The sequence below is a fragment of the Sphingomonas sp. MA1305 genome (genome assembly GCF_016107325.1).
Classification (GTDB): domain Bacteria; phylum Pseudomonadota; class Alphaproteobacteria; order Sphingomonadales; family Sphingomonadaceae; genus Sphingomonas.
On record NZ_RCVT01000002.1, the window covers coordinates 326,888 to 342,546 of the forward strand.

Below are 15,659 nucleotides of genomic sequence, written 5' to 3' on the forward strand. Positions count from 1 at the left end.
TCGCTTGACGAACGGTGCCCGGCGCCGCGATCTTCTCGACGCGATCTGCCACCCCCTTGTGTTGCTCAAATGCAACACCATCTGACACCCGAAGGAAACAGGGCCTCCAGATGAACCTCGAAAAATTCACCGACCGCGCGAAGGGCTTCCTGCAATCCGCGCAGACCGTCGCGATCCGCATGAACCACCAGCAGATCGCGCCCGAACATGTGCTCAAGGCGTTGCTCGAAGACGAGCAGGGCATGGCGGCCGGATTGATCCAGTCCGCGGGCGGCGACGCCCGTCGAGCCGCGACCGAAATCGACGCCGCCTTGGCGAAAATCCCCGCCGTCTCCGGCTCGGGGGCGCAGAATTCGCCCGGCCTGTCCAACGACGCAGTCCGCGTGCTCGACCAGGCCGAGCAGATCGCGCAAAAGGCGGGCGACAGTTACGTCACCGTCGAACGGCTGCTGGTCGCGCTCGCGCTCAGCCTCAACACCGCGGCCGGCAAGGCACTGCAGGCGGCGGGCGTCCGCGCCGAGGCGCTCAACGCCGCGATCAACCAGCTGCGTGGCGGCCGTACCGCGGATACCGCGAGCGCCGAGGATCGCTACGATGCGCTCAAGAAGTTCGCGCGCGACCTGACCGAGGCGGCGCGCGACGGCAAGCTCGATCCCGTCATCGGCCGCGACGAGGAAATCCGCCGTACGATCCAGGTGCTGGCGCGCCGCACCAAGAACAATCCCGTGCTGATCGGCGAACCCGGCGTCGGCAAGACCGCGATCGTCGAAGGCCTCGCGCTGCGCATCGCCAACGGCGACGTACCCGACGGGCTCAAGGACAAGACGCTGATGGCGCTCGACATGGGCGCGCTGATCGCGGGCGCGAAATATCGCGGCGAGTTCGAGGAGCGGCTGAAGGGCGTCATCGACGAGGTCAAGGGCGCCGAGGGCCAGATCGTGCTGTTCATCGACGAGATGCACACGCTGATCGGTGCGGGTAAATCCGAAGGCGCGATGGACGCCGGCAATCTGCTCAAGCCTGCGCTCGCCCGCGGCGAACTGCATTGCGTCGGCGCGACCACGCTCGACGAATATCGCAAGCACGTCGAAAAGGACCCGGCATTGCAGCGGCGGTTCCAGCCCGTCTTCGTCGGCGAACCGACGGTCGAGGACACGATCTCGATCCTGCGCGGGCTTAAGGAGAAGTATGAGCTGCACCATGGCGTGCGGATCACCGACGGCGCGCTCGTATCGGCGGCGACGCTCAGCAACCGCTACATCACCGACCGCTTCCTGCCCGACAAGGCGATCGACCTGATGGACGAGGCCGCCAGCCGTATCCGCATGGAGGTGGAGAGCAAGCCCGAGGAGATCGAGGCGCTCGACCGCCGCATCCTGCGCCTCAAGATCGAGCGCGAGGGGCTGCGCCGCGAGACCGACGCCGCCAGCATTGACCGGCTGGAGACGCTGGAGGACGAACTCGCCAATCTCGAACAGCAGTCGGCGGAACTAACCGCGCGCTGGCAGGCCGAGAAGGACAAGATCGCGGGCGAGGCCAAGCTCAAGGAACAGCTCGACGCCGCCCGGCTCGAGCTGGAGCAGGCGCAGCGCCAGGGCGATCTCGCCAAGGCGGGCGAGCTGTCCTACGGCCGCATTCCCGCGCTGGAGAAGCAGCTGGCGGAGGCGGCGGGTGCGACCAAGGGGGCGATGCTGCGCGAGGAGGTCACCGCCGACGATATCGCCGGCGTCGTCAGCCGCTGGACCGGCGTGCCGGTCGACCGAATGCTGGAAGGCGAGCGCGACAAATTGCTCAAGATGGAGCAGGTGCTCGGCCAGCGCGTCATCGGCCAGGCCGACGCGGTCCGCGCCGTGTCGACGGCGGTACGGCGCGCCCGTGCGGGTCTTCAGGATCCCAACCGGCCGCTCGGCTCGTTCCTGTTCCTCGGGCCGACGGGTGTCGGCAAGACCGAACTGACCAAGGCGCTCGCTGAATTTCTGTTCGACGATGCGAGCGCGATGGTGCGCATCGACATGAGCGAGTTTATGGAGAAGCACGCCGTCGCCCGCCTGATCGGCGCGCCTCCCGGCTACGTCGGCTATGAGGAAGGCGGCGTGCTGACCGAGGCGGTGCGGCGCCGGCCCTATCAGGTCGTGCTGTTCGATGAGGTCGAGAAGGCGCATGGCGACGTGTTCAACGTGCTGCTGCAGGTGCTCGACGACGGCCGGCTGACCGATGGCCAGGGCCGCACCGTCGATTTCAGCAACACGCTGATCATCCTGACCAGCAACCTCGGCAGCCAGTATCTCGCCAATCTGGAGGAGGGGCAGCCGGTCGAGACCGTCGAGCCGCAGGTGATGGAGATCGTCCGCGCGCATTTCCGGCCGGAATTCCTCAACCGACTGGACGAGGTGATCCTGTTCCACCGGCTGGGTCAGGGCCATATGGGGCCGATCGTCGACATCCAGGTCGCGCGCGTCGGCAAGTTGCTCGCCGACCGCAAGGTGACGCTGGATCTGACCGACGCGGCGCGGGCGTGGCTCGGCCGGGTCGGCTACGATCCCGTCTATGGTGCGCGGCCGCTGAAGCGGGCGGTGCAGCGCTATCTGCAGGACCCGCTCGCCGAGGCGATCCTGCGCGGCGAGGTCAAGGACGGGTCGACGGTGCACGTCGACGAAGGCGAAGGGAAGCTGGCGCTTCAGATCGACTGAGCCGCCTCATATTCCCGGAGAAAGGGCTCCAGGTGTCGCCGATAGGGTTCGGCGACACCGACGCCGCGGCGGCTGAGCGGCTGGCGCACCTGCCACACGCTCGACGTCAGCACCGGGCGGGTGTTGTGATGGGGCGCGAGCGTCGCCTCGTCGTGATCGAGCCCGACATGTTCTTCCATTCGCCGGATCTGGGTGGTCGGGTCCGCGGTCAGCGCCTCATAGTCGACGACGAGCAGCCGGTCGCCGAGCCGCTCCCGCCAGAAGGACAATAGCATCTCCTCGATCCGGATATGGCGGGCGATCGACTGCTGGTCCCAGCTCCACGGCACACCTTGCGCGAAATAGGTGCGCAGGCATGACCAGGCGAGGTCGAGCGGCGCGCGGCGCATCCAGATCAACCGTGCACCGGGCAGCACGGTCAACGCCTGGCCCAGGCGGCGTCCGAGATCGAGCGTCTTGTCGGCGACACGATCGTTCCACGTCAGCCGCTCGCCGACCAAGCGGCGATACTCGTCAGCGGTCGCGTCGACATCGCCGCGGTCGGGCGGCCGATCGCCGAGCAGGATGGGTAGAACATTGAGCTCGCCGCCCGCCGCAACACGCGGATGGCTGCTCAAAATCTGCTCGGCCAGCGTACTTCCCGACCGCGGCAGGCCGGTAATAAGGATGGTCTCTGCACCGCCATCCCCACCCGGCAGCGCGCGCGAACGCCAGCCGGCGATGGCGGCCTCCGCTTCGCGGCGGTCCGTGTGCGCATCATAGGGGCGTTCCTTCGCGACGATGCGCGCGCCGGCGATGAAATCGGCAAAGGCCCGATCGAACTCCCCGACATCATGCCACGCCTTGCCAAGCGCATAGTGCAGGGGCACCGCCGGCGCCTTCCCGGATATGTCACGCATCTGAGCGAACAGCGGATCATCCAAGGTGAAAGTATGGATCGCCGCCAGCTCCAGCCATGTCTGTCCGGACGCCGGGAACCGAGCCAAAGCCCGCCGGAAATGATCTTCGGCCGCGTCGAAACGGCCGTCTTCGGATGCAAGCGCGCCGGCGAAATGGTGGAGAACGGCGTCGTCCGGCGCCTGCGTCAGCAGCCTTTCGAGGGCGGCGCGCGCCGCATCGTGTCGCCCGCTACGCGCGAGCACCGCGGCCAGCGCCAGCCGCCGGGCGCGATCGTTCGGGACAGAGCTGACAGCCCGTTCACTTGCCCGGATCGCCAGCGTCCATTCCCCATGCATGGCCAGGACATCGGCCATCATCGGCCACCGATCGCCGATGTTCGCGTCCCGATCGAGAAGCTCATACAGGATGGCGTTGATCGTCCGGCGATCCCGCCGTCCGAAGGCGGTCTGCAGAGCGGCCAATGCGGCGGAAGGCGACGTCATTAGTCATGACCTAAGCGGGGGCGGGCGCCACGGGCAACAAAAAAGGGGCCGGTTTCCCCGGCCCCTAGGTGAGTCATGCTGATCGTGACGCTTAGAAGCGAAGCGCCAGCGTGACACGCCCGTAACGGGGCGCCTGATACTGGGTCGGCAGCTTGTAATTGTTCGCCGCCGAAAGCGTCGAGTCGTCGACGCCGCCGAATTCGTTGCGCTTCAGCACCGCCTTGGAGTTCAGGACGTTGAAGACCTCGAAGCGCAGCGAGCCGTTGATCGCATCGGTCGGCAGGACCAACTGCGCGGTCAGATCGAGGCTGGTCTGCCAGTCGGACTGGAAGGCTGAGCCGCGCTGCACCAGCACGATCGGATTGGCGTTGCTGACCGAGCCGTTGGCGTAGCGGCAATAGTTACCGGCAACGCCATAGGCCGCTGCGTACGGGTCGATGCTAGTCGGCACGACACCGATACAACCGAACTTACGCGGCGACACCACCTGCAGGTTGGCACCGACCGAGAAGAAGTCGGAGATTGCGTACGACCCATACAGCTTGATGTTATGGCGGTGATGGTTCGGCAGATAACCGTATGCGCCATAAGTGAAGCCGGGCTGGTCGAAGTCCTGGGTCAGGCCCGTATCGGCCTGACCGATGTCGGACTTCACGCCGCCTTCGTAGTTACCGACGTTCGATGCCAGCGTGTACGAACCCGAGATGCTCCACTTGCCGTCGAACTCACGATCAACAGTGAAGGTCATCGCCTTGTAGGTGCGCGTCGCCTTCGGGTAGCCGAGCAGTGCCGGGGTCAACGTCGCCTTGGTGCCGTCGAGCAGCGTGACATCGAGCGACTCGCCCGGATTGTTCAGCACGTACTGGCTGAACCCCGAGTAGAGGCTGGCGCAGCCGAGATTGTTGGCGTTGCAGTATTTGATCGCCGCCTGGTCGATCGCCGAATCTTCCAGCGCGCGGTTCAGGTTGCGATACGTGAAGAAGGTACCGAACTTCCAATACTGACCGAGGCGAAATTCACCGCCGAGGATGTATTCGTCCACCGACTGCGGCTTCAGATTGGTACCGACCGTCGTATCTGTGGACGGCACGACACCATTGCCGGTGATGCTGCAGTTGCGGTTCGTGTTACGGATGCAGAGCGAGCGCGTGTTGATCGGCGCGCCGAGGATCGGCTGACCGTTTGCACCGATGCCGCTGAGCAGGAAGTAGTCCGACACGTCGTATTGCGCGCCCGCCAAGCGGATGTTCGTATTCGCTGCGATCGGCAGGAAGTAGCGGCCGAACGAACCATAGATTTTGCTGCGGCCGTTACCGATCGGATCGAAGGTGAAGCCGAGACGCGGCCCCCACTGATTGCCCGACTTGTAGAAGGTCGTGCCGACGGGGTTCTTGTTCTCGAAGCGATCGTTGCGGATGCCGAGGTTCAACGATAGGCGGTTGCCGAACAGCGACCACTGATCTTCAGCATAATAAGCGGTGTTTTCGGACGTGAACGAGCCACCGTTCTCAAACTGGCGGCGAATGACGTAATCGCCCAGCGTCGCCGAGCTATAGATGCGATAATATGCGCCGCCGGTATAGTTTGTGGTGCCGATCGTGGTCAGGTTCTCACGATCGTAACCGAAGCGGAAGTGATGCGACCCGAGGAACTTGGCATAGATGTCCACGTCGCCGCGATAGAATTCGCGCTTGTCCTCGTTGCGCGTTTGCGTCGTGACGGCATTCGATCCCGGGACCAGAACACCCGCCGCATTGTTCACGCCGGGCGTACCGGAGCGATAGTCGATCGCCGTCGCAAGGTTCGGTGTGCTGGAGATCGTGTTCTGACGGTCGTTGCTGCGGCCATAAGCGGCCGATACGGTCAGCCACTTTGCGAACGTGCCGGTATAGCGACCGACGTAATTGTCGCCGCCGTATTGGCTGATGTTGTTCGACTGATAAGCACCGATACGGTTCGTGGTCGGATCGTAGGTCGAATAGACGTTGGTCGATTCACCGGTGGTACGGAAATAGGTGAATTCAAGCCGCTGCCCGTCGGTGATGATCGCGTCGACCTTGCCAGCGAAGAAAGGCGAAGTGGTCTTCGTGTCGGTGAATGTCTTGCTGATCAGGCCGCCCGAGCCCGACTTGACGTAGCGGTTCTCATAAAGGCCGTAGAAGAACAGGTGATCCTTGATGATCGGACCCGACAGATAGAAGTCGGCGCGCGTGTCTTCCGAATAAGCCGAATCGTTGTCGGCAGTTTGGGTGTTCGGCGACGTGTCGCGCAGATCGCGGGGTGCCCAGATGAACAACGCGCCGGCGTGGAAGGTGTTCGAACCCGACTTGGTCGTCGCGTTGACGAAGCCGCCGGTCGCGCGACCGAATTCCGCCGGATAGCCGCCGTTCTTGACATCGACCGTATCGTAGAATTCGAACGGCACGGCATTGGCGCCGAGGAAGTTGCGGAAGTTGGTGATGTTCAGGCCGTTGACGAAGAACTGGTTCTCGCCGACCGACGAACCCGAGACCGACGCCAGATTGCCGAACGCGGAATCGCCCTGCGCGGTGCCCGGCGACAGCTGGATGATCGAGTTGATGTCGCGCGCGACGGGAACGCGGTTGGCGAGGTCGGACACGTTAATGACCGCACCGGTCGTTGTCTGGTTGAAGTCGGCGACGCGCTGGCGACCGGCAGTGACGACGATATCGCCCGAATTGGCCGCGGAGCCCGCGCTGGCCAGCGTGAACTGGTTGGCGGCGCCCGACTGCGTCAGCGGAATGGCGGCTTCGGTATAGGTGTCATAGCCGTCGGCCGTGATGGTGAAGGTGTACGTACCGGCAGGGATCTGCGGCACTTGGAAGCCGCCGTTGGCGTCGGTGGTGACGGTGCGGCTGAAGCCCTGCCGATCCGACCGCAGTTCGACGGTCGCATTGGCGATCGGCCGCCCCTCGGTCGACTGCACGCGGCCCGATGCGGTGACGTTGGTGTAATCCTGCGCACTGGCCGGAGCGGCCAGCGCAACCAGCCCGACGCCGGCGCCCATCAGCGCCAGCGCCTGGAACGCCGTGCCGGCGCGCAACGCGCGGCGCGCGAAGTTCAGAGTTTCGATCATGTGTTTCCCTCGCTTGGCCCGAGGGGGTGTGTCGGCCCGCTTATACGGTGCCGCCCCCGGGCTGTGCCAAGCCCCCTTTAAGCTGCTGACGCAGCCCCCAAGAGACATGACCCGGAAGAAAGCAGACCTGCGTCGGCACTGTAAAGGTGGCGTTCATCGGAACATGAAGCTTTCATGACCAATGTGCCGAAAAAGCCACACAACGGCAGGCTTTGGCCGGTTTCGCGACGCAAAATTGCTAGTTTGCTGAGCAGACACAGCAAAAATGCTGCATCCGCGTGCAGGCGTTATCGCGTCGGCATCGGTCCGGCGACCAGCATCGGGTCGAGCCGCGCGTCCAGCCAGCGTAAGCCCCAATGCAGGTGCGGCCCCGTCGCGCGTCCCGTAGCGCCGACCTCGCCAATCACCTGCCCCTGCCGCACGGTGTCGCCGACACGCACGTCGATCCGCGATAGATGTAGGAAGGCGCTGGACAGGCCCATGCCGTGGTCGACCATCAGCAGATGGCCTTCGAGCGTAAAGGGCGTTTCGGCGGCGAGCACCACCATCCCGTCCGCCGGCGCCCGGACCGGCGTGCCGGTCGGCAGCGCGACGTCGGTGCCGCCGTGGTAGCTGCCCGGCTCGCCGCGATAGACACGCTGCGCCCCGAACAGACCGGAGATACGCCCGGTCGCCGGCCAGAGGAAGCTTTGGCGCCAGCCTTGCGCTTCAGTGCGACGATGCCGCGCGGCGTCGATCTGGGCGAGTTCGGGCGGGCGCAATTGCGCAAAGACGGGATCGGGGGCGGGGAAGCGCGGCAGCGTATCGAGCCGCTCGATCCGCCACGCGCGCGGCGCGACGGCGATATGCTGGCTGACGCTGCGACCGTCGGCAAGGGTCGCGGTCAGCACCGCATCGGGACCGGCATCGCGATCGAAGCCGATCAGGCCGTCGCGGCCGGCGAGCGGCACCGCTACGCCATCCAGAGTCAGTGTCGTCGTGCCGATCGGCGCAATGATATGGATCAGGCCGCCCTGGCTCGCGGTACCGCTCCAGCGGAACAGCGCATCTGCGGCTTGGCCGGCGACCGGTTCTGCCTGCCGCGCCAAGGTCGGCGCGGCGGCCAGCGCGAGCAGCGCCGCGGCGGCCCATCGCCTCATTGCGGGCGCAGGGCCTCGCTCGCCTGATCGGCGCCGGCATAGGCCTCCTGCCGCGTCACGCTCCAATAGCGCAGCAGGTCGAGCGGGATACGCGCGCCGGTCACCGCGCAGGTGACATGGTCGCCGGGGCTGAGCACACGGAAGCCGTTGGCCATATAGTGCAGCCGCGCAGGCCGGTCGGAATTGGAAACGAGCATGCGAGATCCTGTCAGAGCAGCGTCGGCTGATCGGGCTTGGCGGCAACATAGGGGCGCGCCCGCTTTGCCTCAACCTTGCCGGTCGGCACGGTCGGGCCGTCGACCACGACGTCGAGCGGGGCGTCGCGGAAGCGCAGCGTCAGCGCCCCCGCCTCGCGCGCCGCGGCGGCGCTGATCAGCGTATCGCCGGTCCGCGTCGTCACCCGGGCATAGCCGCGGTCGAGCACCGCGTCGGGATTGAGCGACGCCGCCAGCCGCCAGGTCGCCGCCAGCCGATCGCGCTGTCGCTCCCATTGCCGCTGCAGCAGCGCCGGGCGTACCGCGCCCCCCGCCCGGTTGAGCTGGCTGCGGGCGCTGGCGACGCGCCGCTCGAGGCCGCGGTCGAGCCGCTGCCCGGCCTCGTCGGCGCGTTGGCGCTGCGGACCGAGCAGCGCGTCGCGCTTCGGCAACAACCGCGCCATCGCCGTCAGTCGTTCGCGCCCGCGCTCGACATAGCGGCTGGCGCAACGCAGCGTCCGCGCGGCATGGCTCTGCACCGTCAGGCGCAGGTCGGCGAGCACCGGCACGGCCAGCTCCGCCGCCGCGGTCGGCGTCGGCGCGCGCAGGTCGGCGGCATAATCGCACAGGCTGGTGTCGGTCTCGTGCCCGACCGCGGAAATGATCGGGATGGTGCAGGCGGCAACCGCCCGCACCACCGCCTCCTCGTTGAACGCCCACAAATCCTCGATCGAACCGCCGCCGCGGGCGACGATGACGAGATCGGGCCGCGGCACCGGCCCGTCCGCCGGCAGGGCGTCGAAGCCGCGGATCGCGGCTGCGACCTCGTCGGCCGCGCCCTGACCCTGCACCTTGACCGGCCAGACGATGACGTGCGTCGGGCAACGGTCCTCCAGCCGGTGGAGGATGTCGCGGATCACCGCGCCGGTTGGCGAGGTGACGACGCCGATCGTGCGCGGCAGATAGGGCAGGCGCCGCTTGCGCGCCGGATCGAACAGCCCCTCGCCGGCGAGGCTGGCCTTCAGCTTTTCGAACAGCGCCATCAGCGCGCCGGCGCCCGCCAGCTCCATCCGTTCGATGACGATCTGATATTTCGACCGGCCCGGATAGGTGGTCAGCTTGCCCGTCGCGATCACCTCGACGCCGTCCTGCGGCGCGAAGGCCAGGCCGGCCATCTGCCCCTTCCACATCACGCCGTCGATCACCGCCTGATCGTCCTTCAGGCAGAGATAGGCATGGCCCGAGGCGGCGCGCTTGTAGCCGGAAATCTCGCCGCGCAGCCGGACATGGCTGAATTCGCCCTCGACCATGCGCTTGAGCTTGAAGCTGAGCTCGCCGACCGACAGCGCGAGCGCGTTGTCGCCGGGGCGCGGCTCGGCTAGCAGCCGCGGATCGTCATCGAGAAAGGGATCGGGCATGAACGTCCTGTTGGTCGGCTCCGGCGGCCGCGAACACGCATTGGCGTGGAGGCTGGCACAGTCGCCGACCCTCGATACGCTCTATGCCACGCCTGGCAACCCCGGCATTGCGCAGCATGCGACCTGCGTCGCCCTCGATGCGACGGATCACGGGCACGTCATTGCGTTCGTGCGCGATCATGCGATCGGCCTGGTCATCATCGGTCCCGAGGCGCCGCTCGTCGACGGCCTGGGCGACAGCCTGCGCGCGGCGGGCATAGCGGTATTCGGCCCCAACAAGGCGGCGGCGCAGCTGGAGGGATCCAAGGGGTTCACTAAGGATCTGTGCCGCCGCGCCGACATCCCGACCGCCGGCTATGTCCGCGTCGGCAATCGCGCCGAGGCGGAGGCCGCGCTGGCCACGACGTTCGGCTATCCGGTCGTGATCAAGGCGGACGGCCTCGCCGCGGGCAAGGGCGTGGTGATCGCCACCAGCGAGGCGGAGGCGACGGCGGCGTTCGACGCGATGTTCGCGGCCGGCGACGCCCCGGTGGTGATCGAGGAATTCCTGACCGGAGAGGAGGCGAGTCTGTTCGTGCTGACCGACGGCACGACGCTGATGCCGTTCGGCAGCGCACAGGATCACAAGCGCGTCGGCGAGGGCGACACCGGCCCCAACACCGGCGGCATGGGTGCCTACAGCCCCGCCCCGGTACTATCCCCCGCGCTGGAACGCCGCGCGATCGACGAGATCGTCGCGCCGACAGTCAGGACGATGGCGGCGGACGGCATGCCGTTCAGCGGCGTGCTCTACGCCGGGCTGATGCTGACGCCGACCGGGCCGAAGCTGATCGAATATAATGCGCGGTTCGGCGATCCCGAATGCCAGGTGCTGATGCTGCGGTTCCGCGGCGACCTCGTCGCCCTGTTGCTCGCCGTGGCGGAGGGGCGGCTGGATACGGCCGCGCCCGCGGCGTTCACCGACGATGTCGCGATGACGGTGGTGCTGGCCACGCGCGGCTATCCGGGAACGCCCGCCGCGGGTGGCACGGTCGCGGGGATCGACGCGGCGGAGGAGACGGGCGCGACGGTCTTCCAGGCCGGCACGCGCCAAGACGGCGACCGTCTCGTCGCCGCCGGCGGCCGGGTGCTCGCCGTCACCGCGGCGGGGCCGGACATCCGCGCCGCGCGCGACGCCGCCTATCGAGGGATCGATGCGATCCGCTTTCCCGACGGCTTCTGCCGCCGCGACATCGGCTGGCGGGAACTGGCGCGCTGACCGACCGTCTTGCGACGACAATCTTTGCCGACCGACGCAGCGACGTTAGGATGATCGCATGAACGACAGCGCCACTTCGGCTCCCGGCAGCAGCCTGTTGCCCGACACCACCACGCTTTTCACCACCGCCCATCTGGTGGTGATCGGCATCTTCGCGCTCCTGGCGATCCTTGGCCTGGTCTGGGGGGCTCGACTGAAGGCACGGCGCAAGGCCGCCGAGCGGCAGATCGTCGCGCATAACGAGGAGGTGCGTCGCGACACGCCCGCGGCGACGGCAACAACCGAACCGTCCGCGTCGGCCCCGACGCATCAGGACGTCGAAATGCCCGCGACGGTTCAGCCGCCGATACGTCCGGCGCCCCCCCCGGCGGATGCCGATCCCGCCGCGACGCAGCCACTCGCCGACGAACCGATCGCCGCCAATGCCCCCCTCACGGCCGCGCCGCAGCAGGAAGCCATCTCGGCTCCGTCGACGGACAGCGCCGGCGACCCCAACGATGCGTCGGTGACGCAGTTGAAGGGCCTCGGCCCCAAGGTCGCGACGCGGCTTGCCGAACTCGGCATCACCCGCGTCGGTCAGTTGGCGGTGCTGAGCGATGACGAGGCTGCGGCGCTGGATGCGGAACTCGGCACCTTCCGCGGCCGACTGAGCCGTGACCGCTGGGTCGAACAAGCGCGGCTGCTCGCGGCCGGCGACGTGAAGGGTTTCGAGGCGGTCTTCGGCCGACTGTGAGCCGCACTTTCCCATTGCTTGCCGCAGCAGCGGCAGCGTTCACCGGCGTTGCCGTCATGGCCGCTCATGCCGAGACGGGCGCCGTGGTCCGCCCAGCCGCGATCGTGCTGAGCGAGTTTATCGACCCGGCCCCGCCCTATCCGCAGGCGCATGCGTCGACGATCGTCGAGCTGGCCGATGGTGCGCTCGCCGCCGCCTGGTTCGGCGGCAGCGGCGAGGGCCGACCGGACGTCACCATCTGGTTCGCGCGCCGCGATCCGCGTCATGGCTGGGCGCGGCCGATCGTGGTCGCCGACGGCGTCACGCCGGGCCAGCCCCGTTATCCGACCTGGAATCCCGTATTGTTCCAATCGCCGGGCGGCCCGCTGTTGCTGTTCTACAAGGTCGGACCGAACCCGCGCGCATGGTGGGGCATGGTGCGCCGTTCCACCGACGGGGGGCGCCATTGGGGTGCGGCCGAACGGCTGCCCGACGGCATCCTCGGCCCGATCAAGAACAAGATGGCGGTCGCGTCCGACGGCGCCTGGATCGCGCCGTCCAGCCGCGAGGAGGGCACGCCCGAACGCAATCGTTGGTTCGTCCGCATGGAACGCTCGACCGACCGCGGCATCCACTGGACAGCGCTGCCGCCGATCGCGTCGCCGATGGGAATCGAGGCGATCCAGCCGAGCGTGCTGCACTATCCGGACGGGCGGCTGGAGATTGTCGCGCGCACCCGCCAGGGCGCGCTGGCGATGAGCTGGTCGCGCGACGCGGGACGCAGCTGGTCGCCGCTCGCCGCGATCGACCTGCCCAACCCCAATGCCGGCACCGATGCGGTGACGCTGGCGGACGGGCGACAGCTGATCGTTTACAATCACGCTGGTCATTGGCCCGACCGGCCCGGCGACGGCCCGCGTTGGCCGCTCAACGTCGCGCTGTCCGACGACGGCGTGCGCTGGCGCCCCGTACTGACGCTCGAATCGGCGCCGATGCCCGACGGCTATGCCTATCCCGCGGTGATCCAGACCCACGACGGGCTGGTCCATGTCACCTACACCTGGAATCGGACGCGCATCCGCCACGTCGTTATCGACCCGCGGCGGTTGAAGTAGACGGTTCCGCCCCGGCAGGACCAGATCAGACCTGGCTGACGAGCAGCTTGTCGATCCGGCGGCCGTCGAGGTCGACGACCTCAAACCGCCAGCCCTGTTCCTCGAAATGCTCGCCCTCGCCCGGTAGATGGCGGAAGGCGGCCAGGGCGAAGCCGGCCATGGTCGCATAATCGCGGTCTTCGGGCAGGTCGATGCCGAGCCGTTCGGCCAAGGCATCGGCCGCCATCGTACCGGCGACCAGCAACGAGCCATCGTCTCGCTCGACCAACGACGGCGCGTCGTCGGGATCGGCGTCCGAGACGAATTCGCCGGCGATCGCTGCCAGCAGGTCGGACGGGGTTACGATCCCTTCGAAATGGCCGTATTCGTCGTGAATCAGTGCCATCGGCACCTCGGCCTGGCGCAGTTCGATCAGCGCGTCCATCGCATCGATCCGGTCGATCACCACCGGCGCTTTGCGCATTAGCTGTGCCAGATCGAGCGGCTTGCCGAGGAACAGGGCGCCGGCGATGTCGCGGGCTTGAACCACGCCGACCACCGCGTCGATCGACCCCTCCGCCACCGGCAGCCGGGTATGCGGGGACGCCAGCAGCGCGTCGCGCACCTCGTCGGCACTGGCGTTGACGTCGAGCCAGTCGACCTCGGTCCGCGGTGTCATCACCTCGCGCACCGGCCGGTCGGCAAGACGGACGACACCGGAGATGATCGTGCGCTCGTGCTCCTCGATCACGCCGGACTTGGATGCTTCCGCGACGATTAGATGCAGCTCCTCGGCAGTCACCTGGTCTTCCGATTCGCGATTGAGGCCGATCAGGCGAAAGACCAGCGCGCTCGACGAATCGAGCAGCCAGACCAGCGGCGCGCAGCCGATCGCGATCCAGCGCATCGGCACCGCGACCAGCGCCGCAACCGTTTCCGGCTTGCGCAGGGCGAACTGCTTGGGAACGAGTTCGCCGATGATCAACGAGGCATAGGTCGTCAGGCCGATGACCAGCGCAAAGCCGGCGGTCTCCGCGCTATGCTGTGACAGGCCCAGGGCCTGCAGCCGTGCGGCGGTCGGCCCGCCGAGGCTCGATCCCGAATAGGCGCCGGCGAGGATGCCGATCAGGGTGATGCCGATCTGCACCGTCGACAGGAACTTGCCGGGATCGGCGGCCAGCGTCACCGCGGTTGCGGCGCCGCTGCGCCCGCTGCGCGCCATCGCCTCCAGCCGCGCCTTGCGCGACGAGACGATCGCCAGCTCGCTCATCGCGAAGACGCCGTTGAGGGCGACCAGCGCGAGGATGATGAGGACGTCGATCCAGGGGAAGGGCGGGAGCGGAGCCATCGGCGTGTCGACGCTCTTTGCCCGACATCGGCGACAACGACAATGGCCTGCGTCCGGTGCGTGCCGGAAAGCTTGCCTGCCACGGCGGCCGCGTCATGGCCGGTTCAGATCGCAGGCGGAACAAGCCGCTTCGGACCTGTGTTCTAAGGACCGATCAGGAAAGGGACGATATGAAGAGCAACATCCTCGCCGCCGCCGCGCTGACCGCGCTGGTCGCGACCAGCGCCTGCACCACCGACCCGGAAACGGGCGAGCGGCGCCTGTCGAAGACGGCGATCGGCGGGATCGGCGGCGCGCTGGGCGGCTATGTGCTCGGCGACCTCGTCGGCGGGCGGCGCGACCGCACCGAGAAGATCCTCGGCGCCGGAATCGGCGGCCTCGCCGGCGCGGGCATCGGCGCTTATATGGATAAGCAGGAGCGCGACCTGCGGGCGCGGACACGCGGCACCGACGTGCAGGTGGTGCGCGAGGGCGACAATCTGCTGCTCAACATCCCGTCGGGCATCACCTTCGCCTATGACAGCGCGGCGGTGCAGCCGCAGTTCCAGCGGACGCTGGACCAGGTCGCCGATACGTTGGCCCAGTACAACCAGACCTATATCGACGTGTACGGCCACACCGATTCGACCGGCTCCGACGCCTACAACCAGCAATTGTCGGAACGCCGTGCGGTCGCCGTCGCCGATTATCTATCGAGCCGCGGCGTCCAGCCGGCGCGTATCGGCACGCGTGGCTTCGGCGAGAGCCAGCCGATCGCATCGAACGACACCGATGCCGGCCGCGCGGCGAATCGCCGGGTCGAGATCAAGATCGTGCCGATCAACCAGAGCGACCTGCGCCAGTAAGCGGCGGCTTGTCCCTAGCCCCCTCCCACCGGCGGGAGGGGGCCGGCGCTAGCGTCGCGCGGCGAAGAAATCGCGCAACAGCGTCGACGCCTCGCCCTCGCCGATCCCGGCATAGACGTCGGGACGGTGGTGGCAGGTCGGCTGGCCGAACAAACGTGGGCCGTGTTCGACCGCCCCGCCCTTGGGATCGCTTGCCGCATAATAGAGGCGGCCGATGCGGGCATGGGCGATCGCGCCGGCGCACATCGCGCACGGCTCCAGCGTCACCCACAATTCCGCCTGTTCGAGGCGATCCCGGCACAAGGTCGCCGCCGCGGCGCGAATCACGCGCATCTCCGCATGCGCCGTCGGGTCGGAGAGGGCTCGCGGCGCGTTTGCTGCGACCGCGATCACCGCGCCCTGCCAGACCAAAGCCGCACCGACCGGCACCTCCCCCTGATCCGCCGCCTCGCGGGCGGCATCGAGCGCCTGGCGCATCGGGG

Annotated in this window: 12 protein-coding genes; 5 read left to right on the forward strand and 7 right to left on the reverse strand. The window is 67.6% G+C overall.

Going from position 1 to position 15,659, the window contains the following annotated elements; translation table 11 throughout:
- The first annotated feature begins 110 nt into the window (after positions 1-110).
- Positions 111-2,690, forward strand: coding sequence for an ATP-dependent chaperone ClpB (gene clpB / locus D9601_RS09480; RefSeq protein ID WP_198353757.1), 2,580 nt, complete (start codon positions 111-113; stop codon positions 2,688-2,690).
- Here the strand turns inward: clpB and D9601_RS09485 are convergent.
- From D9601_RS09485 to xseA, 5 genes are all read right to left on the reverse strand, one after another.
- Positions 2,678-4,072, reverse strand: a complete 1,395-nt coding sequence (locus tag D9601_RS09485; RefSeq protein WP_198353758.1) for a tetratricopeptide repeat-containing sulfotransferase family protein — start codon at positions 4,070-4,072, stop codon at positions 2,678-2,680. The two genes, clpB and D9601_RS09485, sit on opposite strands and share 13 nt — an antisense overlap.
- A 91-nt stretch (positions 4,073-4,163) precedes the next feature.
- Positions 4,164-7,169 (reverse strand): TonB-dependent receptor, encoded by a 3,006-nt coding sequence (locus D9601_RS09490; RefSeq protein ID WP_198353759.1) that lies wholly within the window; start codon positions 7,167-7,169, stop codon positions 4,164-4,166.
- Positions 7,170-7,456: 287 nt separating this feature from the next.
- Positions 7,457-8,308: a M23 family metallopeptidase gene (locus D9601_RS09495; protein ID WP_198353760.1), complete on the reverse strand. Its 852-nt coding sequence runs from the start codon at positions 8,306-8,308 to the stop codon at positions 7,457-7,459.
- Entirely contained in the window at positions 8,305-8,505 is a 201-nt protein-coding gene (locus tag D9601_RS09500) for a DUF2093 domain-containing protein (RefSeq protein WP_198353761.1), read from the reverse strand. The genes D9601_RS09495 and D9601_RS09500 overlap by 4 nt, the downstream gene beginning before the upstream one ends.
- 11 nt (positions 8,506-8,516) lie before the next feature.
- The gene (gene xseA, locus D9601_RS09505) at positions 8,517-9,920 is read right to left on the reverse strand and encodes an exodeoxyribonuclease VII large subunit (protein ID WP_198353762.1); all 1,404 of its coding nucleotides are present in this window, start codon (positions 9,918-9,920) and stop codon (positions 8,517-8,519) included.
- Here xseA and purD point away from each other — a divergent pair.
- From purD to D9601_RS09520, 3 genes are read left to right on the forward strand one after another with little or no spacing between them, the layout of a single operon-like run.
- Positions 9,919-11,178 carry a phosphoribosylamine--glycine ligase gene (purD, locus tag D9601_RS09510; RefSeq protein ID WP_198353763.1) on the forward strand — a complete coding sequence of 420 codons (1,260 nt, stop codon included), beginning with the start codon at positions 9,919-9,921 and terminating at the stop codon, positions 11,176-11,178. The genes xseA and purD overlap by 2 nt on opposite strands.
- Before the next feature lie 58 nt (positions 11,179-11,236).
- On the forward strand, positions 11,237-11,911 hold the full coding sequence (locus D9601_RS09515; protein ID WP_198353764.1) for a hypothetical protein: 675 nt from the start codon (positions 11,237-11,239) through the stop codon (positions 11,909-11,911).
- On the forward strand, positions 11,908-13,005 hold the full coding sequence (locus tag D9601_RS09520; RefSeq protein WP_332837962.1) for a sialidase family protein: 1,098 nt from the start codon (positions 11,908-11,910) through the stop codon (positions 13,003-13,005). The genes D9601_RS09515 and D9601_RS09520 overlap by 4 nt, the downstream gene beginning before the upstream one ends.
- Positions 13,006-13,030: 25 nt before the next feature.
- Here D9601_RS09520 and D9601_RS09525 read toward each other — a convergent pair whose 3' ends face one another.
- Entirely contained in the window at positions 13,031-14,332 is a 1,302-nt protein-coding gene (locus tag D9601_RS09525) for a hemolysin family protein (protein WP_198353765.1), read from the reverse strand.
- A gap of 170 nt (positions 14,333-14,502) precedes the next feature.
- Here D9601_RS09525 and D9601_RS09530 point away from each other — a divergent pair, with 170 nt between their 5' ends.
- A complete protein-coding gene (locus D9601_RS09530; RefSeq protein WP_198353766.1) occupies positions 14,503-15,177 on the forward strand; it encodes an OmpA family protein in 675 nt (224 codons plus the stop codon).
- Positions 15,178-15,225: 48 nt separating this feature from the next.
- Here D9601_RS09530 and D9601_RS09535 read toward each other — a convergent pair whose 3' ends face one another.
- A complete protein-coding gene (locus tag D9601_RS09535) occupies positions 15,226-15,654 on the reverse strand; it encodes a nucleoside deaminase (RefSeq protein ID WP_198354440.1) in 429 nt (142 codons plus the stop codon).
- Positions 15,655-15,659 lie beyond the last annotated feature (5 nt).

Coding starts and splice junctions, on each gene's coding strand:
- clpB (WP_198353757.1), top strand. CDS start 111: ATGAACCTCGAAAAATTCACCGACCGCGCGAAGGGCTTCCTGCAATCC.
- D9601_RS09485 (WP_198353758.1), bottom strand. CDS start 4,072: ATGACGTCGCCTTCCGCCGCATTGGCCGCTCTGCAGACCGCCTTCGGA.
- D9601_RS09490 (WP_198353759.1), bottom strand. CDS start 7,169: ATGATCGAAACTCTGAACTTCGCGCGCCGCGCGTTGCGCGCCGGCACG.
- D9601_RS09495 (WP_198353760.1), bottom strand. CDS start 8,308: ATGAGGCGATGGGCCGCCGCGGCGCTGCTCGCGCTGGCCGCCGCGCCG.
- D9601_RS09500 (WP_198353761.1), bottom strand. CDS start 8,505: ATGCTCGTTTCCAATTCCGACCGGCCTGCGCGGCTGCACTATATGGCC.
- purD (WP_198353763.1), top strand. CDS start 9,919: ATGAACGTCCTGTTGGTCGGCTCCGGCGGCCGCGAACACGCATTGGCG.
- xseA (WP_198353762.1), bottom strand. CDS start 9,920: ATGCCCGATCCCTTTCTCGATGACGATCCGCGGCTGCTAGCCGAGCCG.
- D9601_RS09515 (WP_198353764.1), top strand. CDS start 11,237: ATGAACGACAGCGCCACTTCGGCTCCCGGCAGCAGCCTGTTGCCCGAC.
- D9601_RS09525 (WP_198353765.1), bottom strand. CDS start 14,332: ATGGCTCCGCTCCCGCCCTTCCCCTGGATCGACGTCCTCATCATCCTC.
- D9601_RS09530 (WP_198353766.1), top strand. CDS start 14,503: ATGAAGAGCAACATCCTCGCCGCCGCCGCGCTGACCGCGCTGGTCGCG.
- D9601_RS09535 (WP_198354440.1), bottom strand. CDS start 15,654: ATGCGCCAGGCGCTCGATGCCGCCCGCGAGGCGGCGGATCAGGGGGAG.